The sequence below is a fragment of the Kitasatospora sp. NPDC001225 genome (genome assembly GCF_053597855.1).
The window spans coordinates 44147-69782 of sequence record NZ_JBSFJC010000011.1; the positions used below are offsets into that span (position 1 = coordinate 44147).

At 73.6% G+C, this 25636-nt stretch carries 16 protein-coding genes; 8 read left to right on the plus strand and 8 right to left on the minus strand.

Going from position 1 to position 25636, the window contains the following annotated elements; genetic code table 11:
• Positions 1-59: 59 nt before the first annotated feature.
• Entirely contained in the window at positions 60-1196 is a 1137-nt protein-coding gene (gene dnaJ, locus ACWDCZ_RS06060; protein ID WP_049651911.1) for a molecular chaperone DnaJ, read from the minus strand.
• A 75-nt stretch (positions 1197-1271) separates the two neighbouring features.
• On the minus strand, positions 1272-2306 hold the full coding sequence (hrcA, locus tag ACWDCZ_RS06065; RefSeq protein WP_049651912.1) for a heat-inducible transcriptional repressor HrcA: 1035 nt from the start codon (positions 2304-2306) through the stop codon (positions 1272-1274).
• 287 nt (positions 2307-2593) lie between these two features.
• Here hrcA and htpX point away from each other — a divergent pair, with 287 nt between their 5' ends.
• Genes htpX through ACWDCZ_RS06080 form a run of 3 tightly spaced genes read left to right on the plus strand, consistent with a single transcriptional unit; the run spans position 2594 to position 4987 of the window.
• Positions 2594-3514: a zinc metalloprotease HtpX gene (gene htpX / locus ACWDCZ_RS06070; RefSeq protein ID WP_049651913.1), complete on the plus strand. Its 921-nt coding sequence runs from the start codon at positions 2594-2596 to the stop codon at positions 3512-3514.
• Between the two features lie 29 nt (positions 3515-3543).
• Complete coding sequence (gene pspAB, locus ACWDCZ_RS06075; protein WP_375876392.1) at positions 3544-4128, plus strand: PspA-associated protein PspAB; 585 nt, start codon at positions 3544-3546, stop codon at positions 4126-4128.
• A gap of 31 nt (positions 4129-4159) precedes the next feature.
• Entirely contained in the window at positions 4160-4987 is an 828-nt protein-coding gene (locus ACWDCZ_RS06080; protein WP_380744175.1) for a DUF3097 domain-containing protein, read from the plus strand.
• 109 nt (positions 4988-5096) lie between these two features.
• Here the strand turns inward: ACWDCZ_RS06080 and hemW are convergent, their stop codons facing one another.
• Entirely contained in the window at positions 5097-6326 is a 1230-nt protein-coding gene (gene hemW, locus ACWDCZ_RS06085) for a radical SAM family heme chaperone HemW (protein ID WP_049651917.1), read from the minus strand.
• Between the two features lie 59 nt (positions 6327-6385).
• The gene (locus ACWDCZ_RS06090) at positions 6386-8308 is read right to left on the minus strand and encodes an AMP-dependent synthetase/ligase (protein WP_449815327.1); all 1923 of its coding nucleotides are present in this window, start codon (positions 8306-8308) and stop codon (positions 6386-6388) included.
• A 309-nt stretch (positions 8309-8617) separates the two neighbouring features.
• On the opposite strand from ACWDCZ_RS06090, the gene ACWDCZ_RS06095 reads away from it, so the two are divergent.
• Positions 8618-10351 (plus strand): ABC transporter ATP-binding protein, encoded by a 1734-nt coding sequence (locus tag ACWDCZ_RS06095; protein ID WP_049651919.1) that lies wholly within the window; start codon positions 8618-8620, stop codon positions 10349-10351.
• A gap of 173 nt (positions 10352-10524) precedes the next feature.
• Complete coding sequence (locus tag ACWDCZ_RS06100) at positions 10525-12423, plus strand: ABC transporter ATP-binding protein (protein WP_117491689.1); 1899 nt, start codon at positions 10525-10527, stop codon at positions 12421-12423.
• An 85-nt stretch (positions 12424-12508) separates the two neighbouring features.
• Here ACWDCZ_RS06100 and lepA read toward each other — a convergent pair whose 3' ends face one another.
• Entirely contained in the window at positions 12509-14377 is a 1869-nt protein-coding gene (lepA, locus tag ACWDCZ_RS06105) for a translation elongation factor 4 (RefSeq protein WP_063780165.1), read from the minus strand.
• Between the two features lie 319 nt (positions 14378-14696).
• Here lepA and rpsT point away from each other — a divergent pair, with 319 nt between their 5' ends.
• On the plus strand, positions 14697-14966 hold the full coding sequence (gene rpsT, locus ACWDCZ_RS06110) for a 30S ribosomal protein S20 (RefSeq protein WP_030309778.1): 270 nt from the start codon (positions 14697-14699) through the stop codon (positions 14964-14966).
• A 263-nt stretch (positions 14967-15229) separates the two neighbouring features.
• Positions 15230-16081: a hypothetical protein gene (locus ACWDCZ_RS06115; RefSeq protein ID WP_181970581.1), complete on the plus strand. Its 852-nt coding sequence runs from the start codon at positions 15230-15232 to the stop codon at positions 16079-16081.
• 25 nt (positions 16082-16106) lie between these two features.
• Here ACWDCZ_RS06115 and holA read toward each other — a convergent pair whose 3' ends face one another.
• A complete protein-coding gene (gene holA, locus ACWDCZ_RS06120) occupies positions 16107-17105 on the minus strand; it encodes a DNA polymerase III subunit delta (protein WP_375877524.1) in 999 nt (332 codons plus the stop codon).
• A 74-nt stretch (positions 17106-17179) separates the two neighbouring features.
• Between holA and ACWDCZ_RS06125 the strand changes: the two genes are divergently transcribed.
• Complete coding sequence (locus ACWDCZ_RS06125) at positions 17180-17473, plus strand: hypothetical protein (RefSeq protein WP_049657893.1); 294 nt, start codon at positions 17180-17182, stop codon at positions 17471-17473.
• Positions 17474-17515: 42 nt separating this feature from the next.
• On the opposite strand, the gene ACWDCZ_RS06130 is transcribed toward ACWDCZ_RS06125, so the two are convergent.
• Positions 17516-18661 (minus strand): acyl-CoA dehydrogenase family protein, encoded by a 1146-nt coding sequence (locus ACWDCZ_RS06130; RefSeq protein ID WP_449815328.1) that lies wholly within the window; start codon positions 18659-18661, stop codon positions 17516-17518.
• Between the two features lie 49 nt (positions 18662-18710).
• Complete coding sequence (locus ACWDCZ_RS06135) at positions 18711-25628, minus strand: hybrid non-ribosomal peptide synthetase/type I polyketide synthase (protein ID WP_449815329.1); 6918 nt, start codon at positions 25626-25628, stop codon at positions 18711-18713.
• Positions 25629-25636 lie beyond the last annotated feature (8 nt).

Consider the following 25636-nt stretch of genomic DNA (forward strand, 5'->3'; position numbering starts at 1 on the left):
GGACGGACACGCGAAAGGGGTGCCGGGGTCGTTGGCCCCCGGCACCCCTCCGCGGACGGCTACCGGCCGTTGAAGGCGTCCTTCAGCCGGGAGAAGAGGCCCTGCTGGCCCGGCGCGAACTGGCCGGACGGCCGCTCCTCGCCGCGCAGCACCGCGAGGCGGCGCAGCAGCTCCTCCTGCTCGGGGTCGAGCTTGCTGGGCGTCTTCACCTCGACGTGCACTATCAGGTCGCCCCGGCCGCCGCCGCGCAGGTGGGTGATGCCCCGGCCGTGCAGCGGGATCGACTGGCCGGACTGGGTGCCGGGCCGGATGTCGACCTCCTCCAGGCCGTCCAGGGTCTGCAGCGGCACCTGGGTGCCGAGCGCGGCCGCCGTCATCGGGATGGTGACGGTGCAGTGCAGGTCGTCCCCGCGCCGCTGGAAGATCGTGTGGGTGGTCTCGGCGATCTCGACGTACAGGTCGCCGGCCGGGCCGCCGCCGGGGCCGACCTCGCCCTCGCCGGCCAGCTGGATCCGGGTGCCGTTGTCGACACCGGCCGGGATCTTGACGGTCAGCGTGCGGCGGGCGCGCACCCGGCCGTCGCCGGCGCACTCCGGGCACGGGGTCGGCACGACGGTGCCGAAGCCCTGGCACTGCGGGCAGGGGCGGGAGGTCATGACCTGGCCCAGGAAGGACCGGGTGACCTGGGAGACCTCGCCCTTGCCGCGGCACATGTCACAGGTCTGCGCCGAGGTGCCGGGGGCCGCGCCCTCGCCGCTGCACGTGGTGCAGGTGACGGCGGTGTCGACCTGGAGCTCCTTGGTGGTGCCGAAAGCGGCCTCCTCCAGGGTGATCTCCAGCCGGATCATGGCGTCCTGGCCCCGGCGGGTGCGCGAGCGCGGGCCGCGCTGGCCGGCCGCGGCGCCGAAGAAGGCGTCCATGATGTCGGAGAAGCCGAAGCCCGCCGCGCCGGCGCCGAAGCCGCCCGCGCCGCCGCCCGGGGACAGCGGGTCCCCGCCGAGGTCGTAGACCTGGCGCTTCTGCGGATCGGAGAGCACCTCGTAAGCGGCGTTGATCTCCTTGAACCGCTCCTGCGTCTTCGGGTCCGGGTTGACGTCCGGGTGCAGTTCGCGCGCCAGGCGCCGGAACGCCTTCTTGATCTCGTCCTGCCCCGCATCCCGTCGGACGCCGAGTACCGCGTAGTAGTCCGTGGCCACCAAATGCTCCGCTTGTTCCGCCTGTAGTAGTGCTGCGACTGGTCACCGCCGCCGGATTTCCGACGGCGGCCTTTGCTAGGACTCGGCCAGGATCTGGCCCACGTACCGCGCCACCGCTCGCACCGCCCCCATTGTGCCCGGGTAGTCCATCCGGGTCGGACCGATCACACCCAGTTTCGCCACGCTCTCGTCGCCCGAACCGTAGCCGACCGAGACGATGGACGTGGAAGTCAGCCCCTCGTAGGTGTTCTCCCGCCCGATCCGGACCGTCATCGCGGCGTCCGCGGTCTCACCCAGGAGGCGGAGCAGGACGACCTGCTCCTCCAGGGCCTCCAGCACCGGCTGGATGCTGAGCGGGAAGTCGTGCCCGAAGCGGGTCAGGTTGGCCGTGCCGGCCAGCATGATCCGCTCCTCGTTCTGCTCGGCGAGCGTCTCGAACAGGGTCGCCAGGACCGTGCTGACGGTCGGCCGCTCGGCCGGTTCGAACTGCGCCGGCAGCTCCTCCAGCAGCCCCGGGACCTCCGGGAGGCGCCGGCCGGCGGCCCTCGCGTTGATCCGGGCCCGCAGGTCCGCCAGCACCGTCTCGCCGACCGGGCCCGGGCAGTCGACCATCCGCTGCTCGACCCGGCCGGTGTTGGTGATCAGCACCAGCATCACCTTGGCCGGGGCCAGCGCCACCAGCTCGATGTGCCGGACGGTGGAGCGCGTCAGCGAGGGGTACTGCACCACCGCGACCTGCCGGGTCAGCTGGGCGAGCAGCCGCACGGTGCGCGCGACCACGTCGTCCAGGTCGACCGCGCCGTCCAGGAAGTGCCGGATGGCCCGGCGCTCGGGGGCGCTCATCGGCTTGATCTCGGCGAGCTTGTCGACGAAGAGGCGGTACCCCTTGTCGGTCGGGATGCGGCCGGCGCTGGTGTGCGGCTGGTGGATGTAGCCTTCCTCCTCCAGCGCCGCCATGTCGTTGCGGACGGTCGCCGGCGAGACCCCGAGGTTGTGCCGTTCCACCAGGGCCTTGGAGCCGACCGGCTCCTCGGTGCCCACGTAGTCCTGCACGATCGCGCGGAGCACGGCGAGCTTGCGTTCGTCCAGCTGGCGGACCTCACCGGCCATGGGGCACGCACCTCCGTCTTCGCACGTTGTCCGACTGTGTCCCTTGCTGCTGCGGGCCGCTCCGAAGACCCTTGCCCTGGCACTCTGAACACGCGAGTGCCAAAACCGTACCTGCCAGTGTAAGGCCCGGGTCCTACGGCAGGAACGGCCGGACCGGGGTGATCCTCCCCGCAGTTCCGCTCACGGCCCGCGGGGCCCCGGCGGTTCGATCCTCCCGGTGCCGGGGTGGTGCCGGGAGGCCGTCCGGGTGGCAGCATCGAAAGCGACGGCGAATGGAGGAGCAAGCGATGTCGAGCTCGGGCCAGCACACCCGTTTCGCGCCGGACCGCGGCCTGACCGGCCGCATGGTCGCGACGATGTTCGTGATCGGGCTGCTGTACGTCGGTTTCACCGGCCTGCTGATCGCGCTGCTGCGCGGCGCCTGGCCACTGATCGTCCTGATCTCCGGCGGGCTGTTCGTGGCCCAGTTCTGGTTCAGCGACAAGATCACCGAACGGGCGATGGGCGCCCGCCAGGTGTCCCCGGAACAGTTCCCCCAGCTGCACGGCACCATCGACCGGCTCTGCGCCCTGGCCGACATGCCCAAACCCCGCGTGGCGGTCGCCGACAACGACATGCCGAACGCCTTCGCCACCGGCCGCAACCCGCAGAACGCGGTGGTCTGCGTGACCACCGGGCTGCTGCGCCGGCTGGAGCCCGAGGAACTGGAGGGCGTCCTCGCGCACGAGCTGTCGCACGTCGCCCACCGGGACGTCGCGGTGATGACGATCGCCGGCTTCCTCGGCGTCCTCGCCGGGGCGATGACCCGGATCGCGATGTACGGCGGGTTCATGGGCGGCGGGCGCAACAACAACGACCAGAACGCGGCCGTCCTGGCGCTGATCATCCCGCTGGTGTCGGTCGTCGTCTACGCGATCAGCTTCCTGCTCACCCGGCTGCTGTCCCGCTACCGCGAACTCGCCGCCGACCGGGCCGCCGCCCAGCTCACCGGGCACCCCAGCGCCCTCGCCTCGGCGCTCACCAAGGTGACCGGGCAGATCGCGGCCATCCCCAGCAAGGACCTGCGCCAGGCCCAGCCGTACAACGCCTTCTACTTCGCCCCCGCGCTGAGCGCCCGGGAGGCCGCCTCGCAGCTGTTCTCCACCCACCCGAGCCTGGAGAAGCGGCTGGAGCAGCTGGCGAAGATCTCCGAGCAGCTCGGCCGCTGAGCCTCAGTTTTCGACCCGAGAGGACCGCCGTGGGAATCCTGGACGCCCTGTTCGGCCGCACCAAGCCCGTCAAGCCCGACCTCGACCAGCTGTTCGGCGTGCCGTCCGCCGCGCTCACCCTGGAGGCCGGGGCCGGGTTCACCCCCACCGGGCTCGGCTCGGTCTGCTTCGCGGCCGTCGAGGGCGCGGCCTTCGTCCAGGTCCAGCAGCAGGTCCGGGCGCTGCTGGACGCCGACACCGAGCGCGGCGGCGTCCCCGTGGAGGCCTCCAAGGACGGCTACGGCTACTCCTGGCTGCTCGCCCGGCACCGCCCCGAGGAACTGCCCGAACTGGTCAACGACCTGCACGCGGTCAACAGCGAACTGGAGGCGAACGGCTTCGGGCCGCAGCTGCTCTGCTCGCTGGTCGGGTTCCGCGACCCGGACGGGCGGTCGCTGGCCCTCGTCTACCTCTACAAGCGGGGGACGTTCTACCCCTTCGCCCCGATGCCCGGCGGCGGGGAGCGGCGCAACAGTCCGCTGGAACTGCAGGTCAACGCGATGCTGGGGAACGACCTGCGGCTGGAGAAGGACCTGAGCCGCTGGTTCCCGGTCTGGGGCGCGCCGGGCCTCTGACGCGCCGTCCGCCCTCCCTATGATCACCCGTATGCGCAGCCGCCAGTACGGACCCGACCTGACCCCGCCGTGGAAGAAGCAGCAGCCCGCCCCGGAGGTGCCCGCCGAGCGGGACCTGGTGGTCGAGGAGGCGGCGACCGGCTACTGCGGGGCCGTGGTGCGCTGCGAGAAGACCGCCGAGGGCTTCACCGTCACCCTGGAGGACCGGTTCGGCAAGCACCGGGTGTTCCCCCTGGTGCCGCGCGGCTTCCTGCTGGAGGGAAGGGTCGTCACCCTGGTCCGCCCGGCCGGCCCGGCCCCCGCCCGCGCCCCGGGCCGCACCGCCTCCGGCTCCGTCGCCGTCCCCGGCGCCCGCGCCCGGGTCGCCCGCGAGTCCCGCATCTACGTCGAGGGCCGGCACGACGCGGAATTGGTCGAACGGGTCTGGGGCGACGACCTGCGGATCGAGGGCGTGGTCGTCGAGTACCTGCGCGGCATCGACGACCTGCCCGCGATCGTCGCCGACTTCGCCCCCGGCCCCGGCCGCCGCCTCGGCGTCCTGGTCGACCACCTGCTCCCGGGCACGAAGGAGCACCGCATCGCCGCCCGGGTCACCGGCGACTCGGTACTGGTCGTCGGCCACCCCTACATCGACATCTGGCAGGCCGTGAAGCCCTCCTCCGTCGGCATCCCCGCCTGGCCCGCCGTCCCCAGGGGCGAGGACTGGAAGGAGGGCACCTGCCGCCGCCTCGGCTGGCCGGTGGACACCCCCGCGGCCTGGAAGCACATCCTCTCGAAGGTCGACTCCTACAAGGACCTGGAGCCCGAACTCCTGGGTCGGGTCGAGGAACTGATCGACTTCACGGCCCTGCCGGAGTGACGGCGGGGAAAGTCGGCAGTCACCAGACTCACACCCATCGGATCCACAGGAACGGCCTCGCCGAAGAGGCTGGTCCGCTCGGAGAGGTGCGCACACGGTAAGCCCTCGGTCAGTCCACCAGGTCACGTACGACGGCGTCGGCCAGGAGGCGGCCCTGGAGGGTGAGGGTGGCGCGGCCCCGGGCGTAGGGGCCGGGGGCGAGGAGGCCGTCGGCGAGGTGGCGGTCGGCGGCCTCGCGGCCGGTGTCGGTGAGGAGGTCGAGGGGGATGCCGTCGACCAGGCGGAGCTCCAGCAGGATGCGTTCGACGCGGCGGTCCTCGTCGGCCAGCACCTCGCGGGCCAGGGCCGGGGTGCGGTGCTCGGCGAGGGCTTGGGCGTAGGCGGCGGGGTGCTTGGCGTTCCACCAGCGGACGCCGCCGACGTGGCTGTGGGCGCCGGGGCCGGCGCCCCACCAGTCGCCGCCGGTCCAGTAGAGCTCGTTGTGGCGGCAGCGGCCCTCGGGGGTGGTGGCCCAGTTGGAGACCTCGTACCAGGAGTAGCCGGCGGCGGCGAGCGCCTCCTCGGCGATCAGGTAGCGGTCGGCGTGCACGTCGTCGTCGATCATCGGCAGTTCGCCGCGCTTGACGCGGGCGGCGAGCCGGGTGCCCTCCTCGACGATCAGCGAGTACGCGGAGACGTGGTCGGGCCCGGCGCCGATGGCGGCGTCCAGGGAGGCCCGCCAGTCGTCGTCGGACTCGCCCGGGGTGCCGTAGATGAGGTCGAGGTTGACGTGTTCGAAGCCGGCCGCGCGGGCCTCGGCCACGCAGGCCTCGGGGCGGCCCGGGGTGTGGTGGCGGTCGAGCAGCTTCAGGACGTGCGGGCGGGCGCTCTGCATGCCGAAGGAGAGCCGGTTGTAGCCGCCCTCGCGCAGTTCGGCCAGGTACGCCGGGTCGACGGACTCCGGGTTGGCCTCGGTGGTGACCTCGGCGCCGTCGGCGAGCCCGAACTCCTCGCGGATCGCGGCGAGCATCTTGACCAGGTCGCGGGCGGGCAGCAGGGTCGGGGTGCCGCCGCCGAGGAAGACGGTGTGCACCGGCAGGTCGGCGGAGCCCAGCACCTTCCGGGCGTGGCGGATCTCGGCGACCACGTTGTCCGCGTAGGTCTCCTGGGAGGCGACGGCCCCGGAGGAGCGCAGCTCGGTGGCGGTGTAGGTGTTGAAGTCGCAGTAGCCGCAGCGGCTGGCGCAGTACGGCACGTGCAGGTAGAAGCCGAACGGCCGGTCGCCCAGCCCGTCGAGGGCGTGTGCGGGCAGGGAACCGTCGGACGGCACCGGATCGCCGTCGGGGAGTGCGGAGGGCATGACCCCATTGTCCCGTACGGCCCGACCGAACCCGGCGGGCCGTACGGGGGCGGGGCCGGTCAGGCCTCGTTGGCGCCCGCGTACATGGCGGTGACCGCGTCGGCGTAGGTCCGCTCGACCACCGGGCGCTTGATCTTCAGGCTCGGGGTGAGCTCGCCGTGCTCGATGTCGAGGTCGCGCGGCAGCAGGTGGAACTTCTTGATCGTCTGCCAGCGCTGGAGGTCGCCGTTGACCCGCTTGACGAAGCCCTCGATCAGCTCGTGGACGGCCGGCTCGACGGCCAGCTCGGCGTAGGACTTCCCGGCCAGGCCGTGCTCGGCGGCCCACGGCAGCAGGACGGCCTCGTCCAGGCCGATCAGCGCGGTGCAGTAGTTGCGGCCGTTGCCGATCACCAGGATGTTGCTGACGAACGGGCAGACCGCCTTGAACTTGCCCTCGACCTCGCTGGGCGCCACGTACTTGCCGCCGGAGGTCTTGAACAGGTCCTTCTTGCGGTCGGTGATCCGCAGGAAGCCGTCCGGGCTGAGCTCGCCGATGTCCTCGGTGTGGAACCAGCCGTCCGGCTCCAGCACCTCGGCGGTCTTCTCCGGCAGGTTGTGGTAGCCGCGCATGACGCCGGGGCCGCGCAGCAGGATCTCGCCGTCCTCGGCGATCCGCACCTCGGTGCCGGGCAGCGGGCGGCCCACGGTGCCGATCCGCACGTCCTCGGCCCGGTTGACGCAGGAGCCGGCGCTGGTCTCGCTCAGGCCGTAGCCCTCCAGGATCGGCACCCCGGCACCGATGAAGAAGTAGCCGATCTCCGGGGCGAGCGCGGCGCTGCCGGAGACCGCGCCGCGCAGCCGGCCGCCGAAGGCCGCCCGGATCTTCGCGTACACCAGCTTGTCGGCCAGCGCGTGCTGCACCCGAAGGCCGAGGGGGGCGCTCTCGGTGCCGGTGGCGATGCGGCTCTGCTGGACCGCCCGGGCGTGCTCGCGGGCGACCTTGGCCGCCCACAGGAAGATCTTGTACTTGGCGCCGCCCTCGGCCCGGGCCCGGCCCGCGATGCCGTTGTAGACCTTCTCGAAGATGCGCGGCGCGGAGGCCATGATGGTCGGCCGGATCGCGGGCAGGTTGTGGATGATCCGGTCCACCCGGCCGTCCACCGCCATCACGTGCCCGGTGGCGATCTGCCCGGAGATCAGCGTCTTGCCGAACACGTGGGACAGCGGCAGCCACATGAACTGCACGTCGTCGGGGCCCAGCAGGCCGCTGGCCTCCTGCGCCCGGCCCTCGTACGCCCAGCAGTCGTGCACCAGGCGCACGCCCTTGGGGCGGCCGGTGGTGCCGGAGGTGTAGATGAGGGTGGCCAGCTGCTCCTTGCCGAGCCCGTCGACGGCCTTCTCCACCGCGTCCGGGTGCTCCGCCAGGTACCGGGCGCCGCGCTCCTCCAGTTCGGCGAGGGTGAGCAGGTCCAGGCCGCCGGTCTCGGGGGCCTCGGCGGGCGCGTCGAAGAGGATCACGGTGCGCAGTTCGGGCAGCTGGTCGAGCTGCCCGACGGCCTTGGCCAGTTGGGCCTCGTTCTCGGCGAACAGCGCCCGGGAGCCGGAGTCGGAGAGGATGAACGCGGTCTCGTCCGCGTTGGTGCTGGGGTAGACGGTGGTGATCGCGGCGCCCGCGCACATGGCGCCGAGGTCGGCGACGATCCACTCCAGGCGGGTCGAGGAGGCCAGGGCCACCCGGTCCTCGGGCCGGATGCCGAGCGCCATCAGGCCTGCGGCCACCGCCTTGACCCGGACCGCGGTCTGCGCCCAGGTGAGCGAGCGCCACTGCTCGGCGCCGGGCGCGCCGTCGGCGGCCTGCTCGTCCACCGGCGAGGGGTAGCGGTAGGCCTCGGCGTTCGGGGTCAGGGCGACCCGCTCCAGGAACAGGTGGGCGACGGAGGCGGGGCGCCCGGCGACGAGGTCGGGCCTGCCGGAGTCGATCAGGGACTGCGCGGAACTCAACGAGGACCTCCGGTGGCGGGTGGCCGTCTGAGGGATTGTCGCGGCGTCCGTGGGGGCGGTCGCCGGGCCCCGGTTCACCTGAGCGGTACCGGTCAGTAACAAAGGGGCAATCAGCAGCCTAGGGGGAAACCGGTCATTCCGTAAGGGGGCGGCGCCCGACGGCACGACCCCGCGCGACCGGTGCCGCACCCCGCCGTTCGGCAAAGGCCCGGCAAACCTCCGGCTCCCGGACGCCGAATGACCTGTACGACGCTACAGAACACCGAGAATTGGGGTGCGAACCCGACCGGCGACGACAAGAGTGTGCTAGTGCTGATCAGACTGCTGAGGGCGTACCTGCGCCCGTACTCCCGACCGATCACCCTGCTGGTGCTGCTCCAGCTGGTGTCCACCCTCGCGGCGCTCTACCTGCCGACGCTCAACGCCGACATCATCGACGACGGCGTGGTCAAGGGCGACACCGGCTACATCCTGCGCGTCGGCGGGGTGATGATCGCGGTCACCGTCCTCCAGGCCCTCTGCTCCATCGGCGCGGTCTACTACGGCGCCCGCACCGCGATGGCCTTCGGCCGGGACGTCCGCGCCGCCGTCTTCGACCGGGTGCAGAGCTTCTCCGCCCGCGAGGTCGGCCAGTTCGGCGCCCCCTCGCTGATCACCCGCACCACCAACGACGTCCAGCAGGTCCAGATGCTCGCCCTGATGAGCTTCACGCTCATGGTCGCCGCGCCGATCATGTGCGTCGGCGGCATCATCATGGCGCTCAACCAGGACGTCCCGCTGTCCGGCCTGCTGCTCGCCGTCATCCCCGTGCTCGGCGTCGTCGTGGTCCTGCTGGTCCGCGCGCTGCGCCCCAGGTTCCGCAGCATGCAGGTACGGATCGACACCGTGAACCGGGTCCTGCGCGAGCAGATCACCGGCATCCGGGTCATCCGCGCCTTCGTCAAGGACGACCAGGAGCAGGCCCGCTTCGCCGACGCCAACGAGGACCTCACCCAGGTCTCCCGCCAGGTCGGCCGGCTGATGTCCATCATGTTCCCCGCCGTCATGCTGGTGGTGAACGTCTCCAGCGTCGCCGTGCTCTGGTTCGGCGCCCACCGCATCGACAGCGGCGCCATGCAGATCGGCGCGCTCACCGCGTTCCTCTCCTACCTGATGCAGATCCTGATGAGCGTCATGATGGCCACCTTCATGTTCATGATGGTGCCGCGCGCCGAGGTCTGCGCCGAGCGCATCCAGGAGGTCCTCGGCACCGACAGCAGCGTCGTCCCGCCCGCCGCCCCCGTCACCGAGGTCCCGCACCGCGGCACCCTGGAACTGCGCGGCGTCGACTTCCGCTACCCCGGCGCCGAGGCCTCGGTGCTGCGCGGCATCGACCTCACCGCCGGCCCCGGCCAGACCACCGCCATCATCGGCTCCACCGGCAGCGGCAAGTCCACCCTGCTCGGCCTCGTCCCCCGGCTCTTCGACGTCACCTCCGGCCGGGTCCTGCTCGACGGCGTCGACGTCCGCGAACTCGCCCCCGCCGCGATCGCCGAGAGCGTCGGCATCGTCCCGCAGAAGCCCTACCTCTTCTCCGGCACCGTCGCCAGCAACCTCCGCTACGGCCGGCCCGACGCCACCGACGAGGAGCTCTGGCACGCCCTGGAGATCGCCCAGGCCAAGGAGTTCGTCGAGAAGCTGCCCGAAGGCCTGGACGCCCCCATCGCCCAGGGCGGCGGCAACGTCTCCGGCGGCCAGCGCCAACGCCTGGCCATCGCCCGGACCCTGGTCCGCCGGCCCTCCGTCTACCTCTTCGACGACTCCTTCTCCGCGCTCGACTACGCCACCGACGCCCGGCTCCGCAAGGCCCTCGCCCGCGAGACCTCCGACGCCACCGTCCTGATCGTCGCCCAGCGGGTGTCCACCATCCGCGACGCCGACCGGATCATCGTCCTCGACGAGGGCGCCGTCGTCGGCAGTGGGACCCACCACGAGCTGATGGCCGACAACCCGACGTACCGGGAGATCGTGCTCTCCCAGCTCACCGAGCAGGAGGCGGCGTGACCACGCCCGGCAACAAGCCCGACCTGACCAAGGGGCCGGCCCCGAGAGGCGCCGCTCCCGAGGACGCCCCGGTGGACGGCGCCCCGGCGAACGGCGCCCCGAAGGACGCCGAACTGCCCAGCGACTCCCAGGCCGCCGCCGCCCGCCGCGGCCCGGCCGGCCCCGGCCGCTTCATGGGCGGCCAGGGCACCGAGAAGTCCATGGACTTCAAGGGCTCCGGCAAGCGCGTCCTCGGCCTGCTGCGCCCCGAACGCAACACCCTGATCGGCGTCCTGGTCCTCGGCGTGCTCGGCATCGGCTGCGCCGTCATCGGCCCCAAGATCCTCGGCGACGCCACCGACCTGATCTTCGCCGGTGTCGTCGGCGCCCGCTTCCAGACCGGCATGTCCAAGGACCAGGTCATCGACGGGCTGCGCGCCCACGGCGAGGGCGGCGTCGCCGACCTGCTCTCCGCCGTCCACTTCACCCCCGGCCAGGGCATGGACTTCGGCGCCATCGGCACCGTCCTGCTCTGGGTGCTCGGCATCTACCTCGCCTCCGCCGTCTTCGGCATCTTCCAGGGCCGGCTCGCCACCCGGGCCATCCAGGCCGCGAGCTACCGGCTGCGCCAGGACGTCGAGGCCAAGCTCGCCCGGCTGCCGCTCAGCTACTTCGACAAGCAGCCGCGCGGCGAGGTGCTCAGCCGGGTCACCAACGACATCGACAACATCGGCCAGTCCATGCAGCAGACCATGGGACAGGTCGTCAACTCGCTGCTCACCGTGGTCGGCGTGCTCGCGATGATGTTCTGGATCTCCCCGCTGCTCGCCGTGATCGCCCTGGTCTCGGTGCCCGTCTCGGTCGTCGTCGCCACCAGGGTCGGCAAGCGGGCCCAGCCGCAGTTCGTCCAGCAGTGGAAGTCCACCGGCCAACTGAACGCCCACATCGAGGAGATGTACACCGGCCACACCCTGGTCAAGGTGTTCGGGCGCCAGCACGAGTCCGCGGAGACCTTCCGCGAGCACAACGAGGCGCTCTACCACGCCAGCTTCAAGGCCCAGTTCATCTCCGGCATCATCCAGCCCGCGATGATGCTGATCGGCAACCTCCAGTACGTGCTGGTCGCCGTCGTCGGCGGTCTGCGGGTCGCCAGCGGCGCGCTGTCCATCGGTGACGTCCAGGCGTTCATCCAGTACTCGCGGCAGTTCAGCCAGCCGCTCACCCAGGTCGCCAGCATGGCCAACCTGGTGCAGTCCGGCGTCGCCTCCGCCGAGCGCGTCTTCGAGCTGCTGGACGCCCCCGAGCAGAGCGCCGAACCGGCCATGCCGGAACGGCCCGACGTGGTGCGCGGCCGGGTCGCCTTCCAGGACGTGTCCTTCCGCTACGACCCCGAGAAGCCGCTCATCGACGACCTCTCGCTCAAGGTCGAGCCCGGCCAGACCGTCGCCATCGTCGGCCCCACCGGCGCCGGCAAGACCACCCTGGTCAACCTGCTGATGCGGTTCTACGAGGTCAGCTCCGGACGGATCACCCTCGACGGCGTGGACATCGCCGCGATGTCCCGCGAGGAACTGCGCTCCGGCATCGGCATGGTGCTCCAGGACACCTGGCTGTTCGGCGGCAGCATCGCCGACAACATCGCCTACGGCGCCGAGTCGGCCACCCGCGACCAGGTCGTCGAGGCCGCCAGGGCCGCCCACGTCGACCGCTTCGTGCGCACCCTGCCGGACGGCTACGACACCGTCATCGACGACGAGGGCACCAACGTCAGCGCCGGCGAGAAGCAGCTGATCACCATCGCCCGGGCGTTCCTCGCCCAGCCGTCCATCCTGGTCCTGGACGAGGCGACCAGCTCCGTCGACACCCGCACCGAGGTGCTGATCCAGCGGGCCATGGCCCGGCTGCGCACCGGCCGCACCAGCTTCGTGATCGCCCACCGGCTCTCCACCATCCGGGACGCCGACGTCATCCTGGTGATGGAGAACGGCTCGATCGTCGAACAGGGCTCGCACGACCACCTGATCGCCGCCGACGGCGCCTACGCCCGGCTCTACCAGGCGCAGTTCGCCGAGGCCGTGGCCGAGGTGGACTGACGCTCCCCCGAAGACCGTCGGAGAACGCGGGAAGGGCCCGGGCTGATGCCCGGGCCCTTCCCGCGTTTCCGAACGCCTGCCGCCGTTACTTCTTCTCCTTCGGCGCCTCGGCGTCGGTGGACAGCGCGGCGATGAAGGCCTCCTGCGGGACCTCCACGCGGCCGACCATCTTCATCCGCTTCTTGCCTTCCTTCTGCTTCTCCAGCAGCTTCCGCTTACGGGAGATGTCACCGCCGTAGCACTTGGCGAGGACGTCCTTGCGGATCGCGCGGACCGTCTCGCGGGCGATCACCCGGGAGCCGATGGCCGCCTGGATCGGCACCTCGAACTGCTGGCGGGGGATGAGCTTCTGGAGCTTGCCCGCCATCATCACGCCGTAGCCGTAGGCCTTGTCCTTGTGGACGATCGCGGAGAAGGCGTCCACCGCGTCGCCGTGCAGCAGGATGTCGACCTTCACCAGCTGGGCGGACTGCTCGCCGATGGGCTCGTAGTCCAGCGAGGCGTAGCCGCGGGTCTTGGACTTCAGCTGGTCGAAGAAGTCGAAGACGATCTCCGCGAGCGGCAGGGTGTAGCGCAGCTCGACCCGGTCCTCGGACAGGTAGTCCATGCCCTGGAGGTTGCCGCGGCGGGACTGGCAGAGCTCCATGATCGCGCCGACGAACTCGTTGGGCGCGAGGATGGTGCCGCGCACCACCGGCTCGAACACCTCGGCGATCTTGCCGGTGGGGAACTCGCTCGGGTTGGTGACGGTGTGCTCGGTGCCGTCCTCCATGACCACCCGGTAGACCACGTTCGGGGCGGTGGAGATCAGGTCGAGGTTGAACTCGCGCTCCAGGCGCTCCCGGATGATCTCCAGGTGCAGCAGGCCGAGGAAGCCGCAGCGGTAGCCGAAGCCGAGCGCGACCGAGGTCTCCGGCTCGTACACCAGCGCGGCGTCGTTGAGCCGCAGCTTGTCGAGGGCGTCGCGCAGCAGCGGGTAGTCCGAGCCGTCCAGCGGGTAGAGGCCGGAGAACACCATCGGGCGCGGGTCCTTGTAGCCGCCCAGCGCCTCGGTGGCGCCCTTGTGCATCGAGGTGATCGTGTCACCGACCTTGGACTGCCGGACGTCCTTCACACCGGTGATGATGTAGCCCACCTCGCCGACGCCGAGGCCGTCGGCGACCTTCGGCTCGGGCGAGATGACGCCGATCTCCAGCAGCTCGTGGGTCGCGCCGGTGGACATCATCGAGATCCGCTCGCGCTTGGTGAGCTGCCCGTCCACCACACGGACGTAGGTGACCACGCCGCGGTAGGAGTCGTACACCGAGTCGAAGATCATCGCGCGGGCCGGGGCGTCCTTGACGCCGACCGGGGCCGGGACGGTGTTGACGATGTGGTCCAGCAGGTCCTCGACGCCCAGGCCGGTCTTGGCGCTGACCTGGAGCACGTCGGAGGGGTCGCAGCCGATGATGTGGGCGATCTCGGCCGCGTACTTCTCCGGCTGGGCGGCCGGCAGGTCGATCTTGTTGAGGACCGGGACGATCGTGAGGTCGTTCTCCAGCGCCAGGTACAGGTTGGCGAGGGTCTGCGCCTCGATGCCCTGGGCCGCGTCGACCACCAGGATGGTGCCCTCGCACGCGGCGAGGGAGCGGGACACCTCGTACGTGAAGTCCACGTGGCCGGGGGTGTCGATCATGTTGAGGATGTGCGTCGTCCCGGCGTTCGGACCGGTCTTCGGCGCCCACGGAAGGCGGACCGCCTGCGACTTGATGGTGATGCCGCGCTCACGCTCGATGTCCATGCGGTCGAGGTACTGGGCACGCATCTGCCGGGGGTCGACGACGCCGGTGATCTGCAGCATCCGGTCTGCGAGCGTCGACTTGCCGTGGTCGATGTGGGCGATGATGCAGAAGTTGCGGATCAGCGCCGGGTCGGTACGGCTGGGCTCTGGCACATTGCTGGGGGTCGCGGGCACCTTGGTCCGATTCTCCGTTGGTCCGGGGCCGGGGGTGTCCGGGTCATCGCTGACCGGTTTCCCGGGGACCGGACGGGCTCGTCCGATCGAAATAGTCCCTGCCATCTTCCCACGACCGCGGGGCGGGCCGCCGTTCGGGCACCCGGGGCCGCCCTCGCGAGCGGTCGGGGCGGCCCTCGCGGGCGCCCGGGTTTGGGGCGGGCAGCGGGCCCCTGGTAGCGTGGGCTGCTGCACCCAGCCTCGGCATGCCCTCTCAGCTGGTCCGACGGCCACCGGGTGCGAACCCGTTCAAATCCTTAGACAAGACTGAGGCTCCTTCGTGGCGAACATCAAGTCCCAGATCAAGCGCAACAAGACCAACGAGAAGGCGCGCCTGCGCAACAAGGCCGTCAAGTCCTCGCTGAAGACCGCTCTGCGCAAGGCCCGTGAGGCCGCTGCCGCCGGCGAGACCGAGAAGGCCACCGAGCTGGCCCGCGCCGCCTCCAAGGCGCTGGACAAGGCCGTGAGCAAGGGCGTCATCCACGCCAACCAGGCCGCCAACAAGAAGTCGGCCATCACCAAGCGCGTCAACACCGCCGTCCAGGCCTGACGCCCCGGGGTCTTCGACCCCCACCGCTTCGGAGCGACCCGGCCCTCTACCCGGCCCCCCGAGGCGCGCAAGACTCGCACCGCACGCGGCCTGCGTTCGCCACGCGGGTGCGGTGCACAGAAGCAGTGCGACAGGCGTCGCAGCCGGCCTCTCCCCGAGGCCGCTGCGGCGCCTGTCGCGTTCCGCGGCCCGGCGGCTATCGTCGGTCGGGTCCGACCGGGGTGCGGGGAGCACCTCGGCGCCAGGTCCAGGGGGGAACTTCCATGACGACGCCACCGCCGCCGCAGCCACCGAACGGACCGGGATACGGCTTCCCGCAGCCACCGAACGGACCGGGGTACGGCTTCCCGCAGCAGCAGCCGGGCGGGGGCGCGCAGCCCGTACCGGGCGCTCCCGGCCCCGCGGGCGCCGGCGGCTTCGGACCGCCGCCGGGGCTGCCCACCGCGCCCGGCCTGCCCGCCGCCCCCGCCCCCGGGCGGAGCGGGAACCTGCGGCGCAACGCCGTCTGGGCGTTCGTCGGCGCGGTGACCGTCTCGATCGGCTGGGCCGCCGCCGTGACGGCCGTCCCCGGCCTGGTCAGCAGCGACTCCTCGCCGCGCGACCTGCGCGGCTACCACCTCTCCGACGACTTCTGCGCCACCGGGAAGCCCACGAAGCTCCTGCAGACCTACTCCGTCTCGGACACCTCCAAGCCGACCCACCACACCGACCGGCACCCGGCGCTGGACAGCATGAACTGCTCGATGTCGCTCAAGCGCACCGGCGGCACCAGCGACAGCGAGTCCGCCACCCTCTACATGCGCGTCGACCTGCACAAGGCGGTCAACCCGGCGCCCGAGCTGGAGGCCAACAAGGAGCTCTACCGGGCCCGCGGCTACCAGGTCACCGACATCGCGGGGCTCGGCGAGGAGGCGTACTTCCTGTACAAGGACGACGGCTCGGACCAGTACCACAGCGTCTACGCCGAACTGGACATCCGCGACGGCGGGATGACGTACTACGTCACCTACTCGGCCGGCTACACCGAGGGCAAGGGCAAGCCGCCGACCAAGGAGGAGCTGCGCACCGCCCTCCAGTCCGACGGGCAGGACACCGTGCGGGCCATGAAGAAGTAGCGCCGGGGCCCGCGGCGCCGGGCCGTCAGTAGGCGGGCCGGGAGCCGGCCCGGGAGGCCCGGGCGACGGCGACCACCGCGCGCTCCAGGGCGTACGCCGGGTCGTCCGAGCCGCCCTTGACGGCGGCGTCGGCCTGGGCGATCGCGGTCAGCGCGGTGGCCACCCCGTCGCCCGTCCAGCCGCGCATCTGCTGGCGGACCCGGTCGACCTTCCACGGCGGCATGCCCAGCTCGCGGGCCAGGTCGCCCGGGCGCATGTTCCGCCCGGCGCTCGCCAGCCGGCCGATGCTGCGCACGCCGGAGGCCAGCGCGTAGGTGATGCCGGTCGGCGGCTGGCCGACGGCCAGCGCCCAGCGCAGCCGCTCCAGCGCCTCCGCGGCCCGGCCGGTGACCGCCAGGTCGGCGACCTCGAAGCCGGTCGCCTCGGCCCGGCCGCTGTAGTAGCGGGCCACCACCGTCTCGTCGATCGTGCCCTCGACGTCGGAGGTCAGCTGGTTGCAGGCGGCCGCCAGCTCGCGCAGGTCGCTGCCGAGCGCGTCCAGCAGCGCCTGGCAGGCCTCCGGGGTCGCGGAGCGGCCCAGGGTGCGGAACTCGCCCTTGACGAAGGCCAGCCGCTCGCTCGCCTTGGCCAGCTTGGGGCAGGCCACCTCGCGCCCGCCGGCCTTGCGCCCGGCGTCCAGCAGGCCCTTGCCCTTGGCGCCGCCGGCGTGCACCAGCACCATGATCACTTCTTCGGCCGGGGCCTCGATGTACGCCTTGACCTCCTTCACGGAGTCGGCGGAGAGGTCCTGCGCGGCCCGGACCACGATCACCTTGCGCTCGGCGAACAGCGACGGCGTGGTCAGCTCGGCCAGGCTGCCGGGCTGCAGGCCGCCGGGCGGCAGGTCCCGTACGTCGGTGTCCGGGTCCGCCGCCTTCGCCGCCGCCACCACCTGGGCGACCGCGCGGTCCAGCAGCAGCTCCTCCTGGCCGACCGCGAGGGTCAGCGGGGCGAGCAGGTCGTCGGGTGCACTCTTCCTGGCCATCGCCTACCAGCATCCCACGGGCCGCGGACACTCCCGCCCGACGGAGCGGGCGGCCCGACCTGGACAATGTCCGGGTGAGCGAGAACCACACCACCGACCTCCCGGCCGTCGACGACCCGTACGCCCGGCAGCTGCTCGTCCTGCCCGACCGCGACACCGCCGAGGAGGCCGCCGAGGAGCTCGGCGCCGCCCAGCCCGACCTCGGCGAGCTCGAAGTCGTCCGCGACGCGCTCGCGGGCGAGGACGACGCCGAGGACGCCCAGTGGCTGGTCGTGGCCGAGGCCCCGGAGAGCGGCTGGACCCCGGCGCTGCTGCACGCCCTCGACCGCCTCGCGGCCGGCTACGAGGGCTGGCGCGAGGAGGCGTGACGGCCTGAGGGCCTGAGGGCCTGACGGCTTGAGGGCCCCTGATCAGAGGTGCGGGGACTCGGGCGCGCCCCCGAGCCGCAGCTCGCCGACACCGTCCAGGACCTTCTCCGCCGAGGCGACGTGGCGGCCCGCCGTGACGACGTCGCGCAGGCAGCGGTCGAGCGGGGTGCGCTCGGTGTAGACCGCGGCCGATCCCGCGGCGTCGTACAGGAGTTGGACCGCCTCCCGGCAGGCCCGGTGGGCGAACCGGCGGGCCAGCGCCGCCGTGCCGCGCTCCGGCGCCAGGCCCGCCGCCTGGGCCGCCCAGGCCTGCTCCAGCGTGCGGTACACGTAGGCGTCCGCCGCGCCGATCAGCGACTCGGCGTGCGCGAGGTCGGCCCGGACCCCCGGGTAGGGCAGCGCGGTGCGCCGGGCGGAGAGCAGCTCCCGGGCGCCGGCCAGCGCGGCCCGGCCGATCCCCAGCGGCACGCCCGCCATCTTGAGGGCGAGGTTGTCGGCGCGCAGGTGGAGCGGCTCCGCCCGGGTGCCGGACGGCGCCAGGGCGAAGGTGTGCCGCTCCGGGACGAACAGGTCGGCGACCTCGATGTCGTGCGAACCGGTGCCGCGCAGCCCGGTGGTGTGCCAGGTGTCCAGCACCCGGACCTGCGCGGCGTCCAGGACGGCGACCCTCGGGGTGCCCTCCGGGGTCAGGAACCCGGCCAGCACCCGGTCGGCGTGGGTGATCCCGCTGGCGTGGGTCCAGCGGCCGGTCAGCAGGTGGCCGCCGCCGTGCCGGACCGACCGCCCGGCCGGCGGCAGCACCGTCGCGGCGATCAGGTCCGGGTCCGGGAACAGCTCGGCGAAGACGTCCTCGGGCAGCGAGACCACGGCCAGCGAGGCGTTCAGCGCGACGGACGCGCACCAGGCGACCGAGGCGTCGCCCTCGGCCAGCAGGTCGATCGCCCGGGTGGTCTCCGGCACGGTCAGCTCGACCCCGCCCAGCCGCGGCGGCAGGGCGGCCCGCAGCAGCCCGGTGGCCTTCAGGCCCGCCAGGACGTCACCGGGGATCCGGCCCAGCCGTTCGGTCTCCGGCGCGGTGGCCGGCAGGCCGGCGGCGTAGCTCCGTACCCGGTCCAGGACCGAGGCGGCGGTGCGGGCCGTCCCGGTGCGGGGCGTACCAGTGCGGGGCGGCAGTTCGAGGGTGGTCATCCGGTCCTCCTGGTTCGGCGGGTGCGGTGGGGTTCTCCGGGGCGGCGGGTCACAGGTCGTTCAACGCCTTGTCGAGCTCGGCCGCCAGGGTCGGGAGGTACGGGGCGCGCATGACGCTGTAGTGGTCGCCGGGCACGTCGACGCTCTCCGCCCGGTCGCCGAGCAGCTCCAGCCACCGCCGGGTGGTGGCCGTGCTGGCCCCGTCCATCGCCCGCAGCAGCCGGACCCGGCCCCGGTACGGGACGGGCCGGTGCTCGGCCAGCGCCCGGCTGAGGCGCAGGAACCGGCCCGCGAGCCGCTCCAGGGTGGCGCCGTCGATCTCCTCCGGCAGGACGCCGGCCCGCCGGGCCCGGGTCAGCAGCTCCTCGACCGGGGAGCCGCCGTCGACCGGCTCGAACTCCTCCGGCCCGGGGTTCCAGTCGTGGCCGGCCAGCCCGGCCAGGTCGCGGGCGAACCGGGCCAGCAGCGCCGGCTCGGCGGCGGGCTCGGTGCGGCCGGGCGGTTCGAGCAGGTCCACGGCCGCGACCAGTTCGACCGCCGCGCCCCGGTCGGTGAGCAGCCGGGCGGTCTCCAGGGCGATCACCCCGCCCATCGACCAGCCGCCGAGCCGGTACGGGCCGTCCGGGAACCGCGCGGTGATCGCGTCGGCGTAGTGCGCGGCCAGCTCGGCCACGGTCCGCGGGGCGGGCTGCGCCCCGGAGTCCGCCCCGGGGTCCGCTTCGGGGTACTGGAGGGCGTGGACCGGCTGGTCCTCGTCCAGCAGGGCGGCGAGCCCGGCGTAGCAGAGCACGTCGCCGCCGACCGGGTGGACCAGGAACAGCGGCGGCCGGGTCCCGGTGCCCCGGACGGTGACCAGGGCCGCCCGGCCCTCGTCCTCGGCCCGCTCGCGCAGCACCCCGGCGAGCGCCTCGACGGTCGGCCGGGCGAGCAGCGTGGCCACCGGCAACGAGCGGCCGGTGCACTGCCGGATCCGGGCCATCATCCGCACCGCGAGCATGGAGTCGCCGCCGAGGTCGAAGAAGTTCGCCGTGACGTCGAAACCGGAAGGGTCCGGGGCGGCGTCGGCGGGGTCCGGGGCGGCGTCGGCGGGGTCCGGGGCGGCGTCGGCGGTCGCCGCGGGAGTGCCGAAGAACTCGGCCCAGATCCCGGCGAGCAGCCGCTCGGCCGCGTCGCGCGGGGCGACCGCCCCGCCGGGGCGCGGGGCCGCGAGCCCGGGCGTGGGAAGCCGACGGCGGTCCACCTTGCCGTTGTCGGTCAGCGGCAGCTCCGGCAGCAGGACGATCCGGGCGGGCACCAGGTACCCCGGCAGTTCCCGGCCGAGCGCCGCGCGCAGCTCCTCCTCGGAGGCGTCCGCCACCGCGTAGCCGACGAGCCGTCGCGGGCCGCCGCGCTCGCCCTCGGCCACCACGGCCGCCGCCCGGACGTCCGGCCGGCGCAGCAGCGCCGCCTCGACCTCGCCGAGCTCGATCCGGTGGCCCTGGATCTTCACCTGGAAGTCCGCACGCCCGAGGAACTCGATGTCGCCGTCCGGCAGGTAGCGGCCGAGGTCGCCGGTGCGGTAGAGCCGCTCCCCCGTCACCGGGTGGCGCGGGAAGGCCGCGCGGGTCTTCTCCTCGTCGCCGAGGTAGCCGCGGGCCAGGCCGGTGCCCGCGATGTACAGGTCGCCGGGGACCCAGGCCGGGCGCGGCCGCAGCGCCTCGTCCAGCACATGGAAGCGCTGGTTCCGCATCGGCCGGCCGTACGGGATGCTCGTCCGCTCCGGGTCCACGTCGGTGATCGGGTGCAGGATCGACCAGATCGAGGCCTCGGTCGCACCGCCCAGGCCGACGACCCGCGCGTCCGGCAGGACCGCGGCGACGGCGCCGGGGAGGGTGACGGGGATCCAGTCGCCGCTCATCATCACCAGCCGCAGCGGGAACGGGCCGCCGAGCGCCCGCACGTGCTCGACGAACATCTCCATCAGCGCGGGGACGCTGTTCCAGACCGTCACCCGGTGCCGGGTCACCAGGTCCAGCCAGGCGGCCGGCTCGCGCTGCGCCGGGGCGTCGGGCAGGACCACGGCGCCGCCGACCGCGAGCAGGCCGAACACGTCGTAGACCGAGAGGTCGAAGTTGAACGCCGACAGCGCCAGCACCCGGTCGTCCCCGGTCACGCCGAACCGGTCGTTGACGTCCCGGATCGTGTTGACCGCGCCGGTGTGCTCGATCATCACGCCCTTCGGCACCCCGGTGGAGCCCGAGGTGAAGATGACGTACGCGAGGTCCTCGGGCCGGGCCGGGGAGGGCGGCAGCGGGCCGTCCGCGCCGGTGTCCTCCGGCTCGGTGTCGACGTGCAGCGCGCGGGTGCCGTCCGGCAGGTCGAGCCCGGCCGCGACCGCCGAGCGGGTCAGCACCAGGCCGATCCCGGCGGCCTCCACGATCATCCGCAGGCGCGGGCCGGGCACAGCGGCGTCGACCGGCACGTAGGCGGCCCCGGTCTTGAGGACGGCCAGCGCCGCGACGACCTGCTCCCAGCCCTTGTCCAGCACGATGCCGACCAGCGCGCCCGGGCCGGCGCCGTCCTCGATCAGCCGACGGGCGATCCGGTCGGACCGGCGGTCCACCTCGCGGTAGCTGAGGGTCCGGGCGGCCGTGATGACAGCGGGCGCGTCCGGCCGGGCCGCGGCCTGCCGCAGGAACGCGTCGTGCAACAGCTCGGCGGGGGCGGGGCCGTCGGTGGCGTTGACGGCCCGGCGGACCGCCAGGTCGGACTCCGGCGCGAGCACGGCCGGCGGGCGGCGCCACGCGCCCTCCTCGCACAGGCCGCGCACCAGGTCCCGGTAGGCCTCCCACATCCCGTCGACGACGCCCTCGGGGAACACCTCCTCCACCACGTCCCAGTTCAGGACCAGCTCCCCCGCCTCCTCCAGGGCCTGGTGGTCGAGCCACACCTGCGGGGTGCGCACCGAGCTGGAGGCCAGCTCGCCGGCGGTGCCGAGCGCGGTCAGCGCGGTGAGCGCCCCGCGCTGCTCCGGGCCGCCGTCGGCGGTGTTGTCGGTGTTGTCGCCGTCGGCGGTGTTGTCGGCGCCGTCGCTCCGGGCGGAGAAGCCGATCGTGCTGGTGAAGACCACCGGCATGCCCGCCAGGCCCGTCCCGCCGCGGGTGCGGTTGAGTTCGCGCAGCACCTCGACGCCGCTGACGTGGCCGTGTTCGAGGTCGGCCAGCAGCTGGTCCTGGAGGCGCGCGGCGCCCGCGGCGAAGGCCTCGCCGGGGGCGGCGTCGACCTCCAGCAGGGTGGTGGCGCTGAGGTTGCCGACCACCCGGCCGGCGTCCTCGTGCAGGGGCCGCCGGTGGAACGCCAGCAGGTTGAGCGTGAAGCGCGGCGAGGCGCTCCAGGCGCCCAGCACCTGCGCGTACGCGGCGCACAGCGCGGCCGAGGGCGAGAGGCCCGCCGCCGCGGCGTGCTCCTTGAAGCGCCGCCACGCCCCGGCCCCGACCCGGGCCGTGCGGTGGACGAACTCCGGCCGCCGGGGCGCCGGGCCCGGGCGCAGCGGCAGGGCGGGCGCGGGCGGCAGCGAGTCGACGCGGGCCCGCCAGTAGGCGAGCGACCGCTCGCGTCCCTCGGCGTCCGCCCCGGCGGCGGCGAGCACGTAGTCGCGGTAGGTGACGGCCGGGGCGGGGGTCGCGGGCGCCCCGTGGCGGTAGGCCTGCGCCCACTCCCGGAACAGCAGCCCGGAGCTGCGGCCGTCGATGATCAGCGCGTCGAAGTTGAGGTGCAGCCGGGTGGTGCGGGCGTCGAGCAGGGTGGCCCGGACGTCGAACAGCGGCCAGGCCTCGGTGTCGAAGACCTGGTCCCGCATCTCCCGGTGGATCGCGGCCAGCCGGCGCTCCCGTTCGACCGGGTCGCAGGCCCGCAGGTCGACGGTGGCGATCCGGTACTCGGGGACCTCGGCGAGCACCCGCTGGTGCCCGTCCCGGGAGACGACCGCGCGGAGCATGTCGTGCCGGTCGACGAGCTGCCGGAAGGAGGCGGCCAGCCGGTCCGGGTCGGTGTCGGTCAGGTCCACCTCGACCAGGAAGGAGGTGGAGACGTTGCCGAGCTCGAAGGCATCGGTCCGGCCGACCAGGTAGGCCTGCTGGAGGTCGGTGAGCGGGAACGGCTCGTGGCGGGCCGCCGGGTCGGCGACCAGCGCCGTCCCGGGTCGTCGGGCTTCAGCGCCGCTACCGCTGCCGTCGGTGTCGCCGCGTGCGGCCCGGACGGCGTCGGCGATCGCGGTGACGCCGCGGCCGTCCAGCAGGTCGCGCAGCGGCAGGTCCACGCCGAGCCGCCGGGCGAGGGTCTGCCGGATGTCCATCGCGATCAGCGAGTCGACGGCCAGGCGCCGCAGCGGCAGCTCCCGGTCGTCGCCGGTGACGGCCGCGCCGCGCGCCCGGCCGACGATGCCGGCCACCAGCTCGACGACGTCCTCGGCGGGTCCCTGCGTCGCGGGCGGCTCCGTCACGGGCGCGGTGGGCGGCAGGGCGTCCAGCACCGCCTCCAGGCGCACGCCGTCGGCGAGCGCCACCGGCGTACCGTCGGGGCCGACCAGCCGTACCTGCGCGACCAGCGACCCCTCCGGTGCCGGTGCCCCGGTGCGGCGCGGGGCACCGGTCCAGAGCCAGTAGCGCTCGCGCTGGAACGGGTACCCGGGCAGGCGCACCGGCGGCCCGGCGGGCTCGCCGTGCACGCGCGCCCAGTCGATCCGCGCGCCCCGGGTGTAGAGCGCGCCGAGGCTGTCGAGGAGGGTGCGCCGGGCGTCCTCCCCCGGGCGCAGCGACGGCAGGACCGCGGTGTGCCCGGCCGCCCGGACCTCGTCGAGCAGCGGCGAGGCGGGCCCGAGCTCGACGAAGGTGCGGTGGCCGTCCCGCAGCAGCGCGGCGAGGCCGGCGGCGAACCGCTCCGACCCGGCGGCGTCCGGCCCGGCCGTCTCCGGCGCGGCCGCGTTCCGGACCGTACGGGCCGCCACCAGCGCGTCCTCCGGGCTCATCGTGCCCGTGACGCACGCGGCCACCAGCTCGCCGGTGCCGTGGCCGAGGACGGCGGCGGGCCGCACGCCCCACGAGCGCCACAGCTCGGCGAGCGCGTAGCCGACGGCGAACGGCGAGAGCCGGCCGCCGGGCGCCTCGGCGCACTGGTCCAGGGCGCGGCGGAAGACCGGCTCGGCCTCGGCCAGGACGGCGACCGCCTCGGCGTCCGGCCCGGCCAGGGGGCCGGTGGCGCCGGTGAGGAGGAACACCGGGCCCCGGCCGCCCTCCGGGGTCCGGGTGCCGACCCGGACCCCGGGCGGCGGCTCCTCCTCCCGGCGGGTCCGCAGGAGGAGGTCCCGCAGCTCGGCGGCCGAGGAGGCGACGGCCGTCAGCCGGTGCGGGAAGTGCGCCCGGCCGAGGCCGGTGGCCCGGCAGACCGCCGCCAAGCCGGACCCGCCGGCCGCGCCCGGCCCGCCGTCCGCGAGCAACTCGGTGTAGCGGTCGGCGAGTTCGGCGAGCGCGGCCGGCGACTTGGCGGACAGGGTCAGCAGCCGCGGCCCGCCCGGACCGGCCTCCCCGTCCCCGACCTCCCCGGCCTCCAAGGCGGCCGGGGCCTCCTCGATGATCACGTGGGCGTTGGTGCCGCTGATGCCCTGCGAGGACACCCCGGCCCGCCTGGGCCCGGCCGTCCCCGGCCAGGCGGCCCGCTCGGCGACCAGCTCGACCGCGCCCGCCGACCAGTCGACGTGCGGGGTGGGCTCGTCCGCGTACAGGGTGGCGGGGAGCGTGTCGTGACGCATCGACAGCACCGTCTTGATCACCCCGGCGACGCCCGCCGCCGCCTGGGAGTGCCCGATGTTGGGCTTCAACGAGCCCAGCCGCAGCGGCCGGTCCCGGTCCTGCCCGTAGGCGGCCAGCAGGGCGCGCGCCTCGATCGGGTCGCCGAGCTCCGTGCCGGTGCTGCTCGCCTCCACCACCTGGACGTCGCCGGGCGACAGCCGCGCGTCCGCCAGCGCCTGCCGGATGACCCGCTGCTGCGCGGACCCGCTCGGCGCGGTGAAGCCGTTGCTGGCACCGTCCTGGTTCACCGCGCTGCCGCGCACCACGGCCAGCACCGGGTGGCCGTGCCGCCGCGCGTCCGACAGCCGTTCCAGCAGCAGCACGCCCACGCCCTCGGAGAGCCCGCTGCCGCCGGCCCCGGCCGAGAACGGGCGGCACCTGCCGTCCGGCGCCACGCCCTGCATCCTGGTGAACTCGGTGAACAGCTGCGGGGTGGACATGACCGTCGCCCCGCCCGCCAGCGCCATCGCGCACTCGCCGCCGCGCAGCGACCGGACGGCCAGGTGCAGCGCGACCAGCGAGGACGAACAGGCCGTCTCCACGGTGATCGCCGGACCGCGCAGGCCGAGCGTGTACGAGATCCGGCCGGACGCCGCGCCGCCCACCGCCCCGGTGGTCAGGAAGCCCTCGGCCTCCTCGGGCACCTCGCCGCGCCCCAGCCCGTAGTCGAGGTTCGACAGGCCCGCGAACACCCCGGTCTCGGTGTCGCGCACCGACTCCGGGTCGATCCCGGCGTCCTCGAAGGCCCGCCAGGCGGTCTCCAGCAGCAGCCGCTGCTGCGGGTCCATGGCCAGCGCCTCACGCGGGCTGATCCCGAAGAAGCCGGCGTCGAACTCGGCCGCGTCGTACAGGAATCCGCCGGAACCGGTCAGGCTCCGGCCGCCGCCCTCGGGGTCGTACAGCCCCTCCTCCCAGCCCCGGTCACGGGGGAACGCGCCGACGCTCTCCCCGCCCTCGGCCAGCAGCCGCCACAGCGCGTCGGGCGAGTCGACCCCGCCCGGGTACCGGCACGCCATGCCGACGATCGCGATCGGCTCCCGCTCCCCCTCCTCCAGCTCGCGCAGGCGCCCGCGCGCCTCGTGCAGGTCGAGGGTGAGGCGCTTGAGGTATCCGAGCAGCTTCTCGTCCGATGCTGATGCCATGACGGATC

Bases quoted from the DNA above. Each gene is read 5' to 3' on its own strand.
- ACWDCZ_RS06135 (WP_449815329.1), bottom strand. From the start codon at position 25,628: ATGGCATCAGCATCGGACGAGAAGCTGCTCGGATACCTCAAGCGCCTC.
- hrcA (WP_049651912.1), bottom strand. From the start codon at position 2,306: ATGGCCGGTGAGGTCCGCCAGCTGGACGAACGCAAGCTCGCCGTGCTC.
- ACWDCZ_RS06080 (WP_380744175.1), top strand. From the start codon at position 4,160: ATGCGCAGCCGCCAGTACGGACCCGACCTGACCCCGCCGTGGAAGAAG.
- hemW (WP_049651917.1), bottom strand. From the start codon at position 6,326: ATGCCCTCCGCACTCCCCGACGGCGATCCGGTGCCGTCCGACGGTTCC.
- htpX (WP_049651913.1), top strand. From the start codon at position 2,594: ATGTCGAGCTCGGGCCAGCACACCCGTTTCGCGCCGGACCGCGGCCTG.
- ACWDCZ_RS06100 (WP_117491689.1), top strand. From the start codon at position 10,525: ATGGGCGGCCAGGGCACCGAGAAGTCCATGGACTTCAAGGGCTCCGGC.
- ACWDCZ_RS06115 (WP_181970581.1), top strand. From the start codon at position 15,230: ATGACGACGCCACCGCCGCCGCAGCCACCGAACGGACCGGGATACGGC.
- ACWDCZ_RS06130 (WP_449815328.1), bottom strand. From the start codon at position 18,661: ATGACCACCCTCGAACTGCCGCCCCGCACTGGTACGCCCCGCACCGGG.
- holA (WP_375877524.1), bottom strand. From the start codon at position 17,105: ATGGCCAGGAAGAGTGCACCCGACGACCTGCTCGCCCCGCTGACCCTC.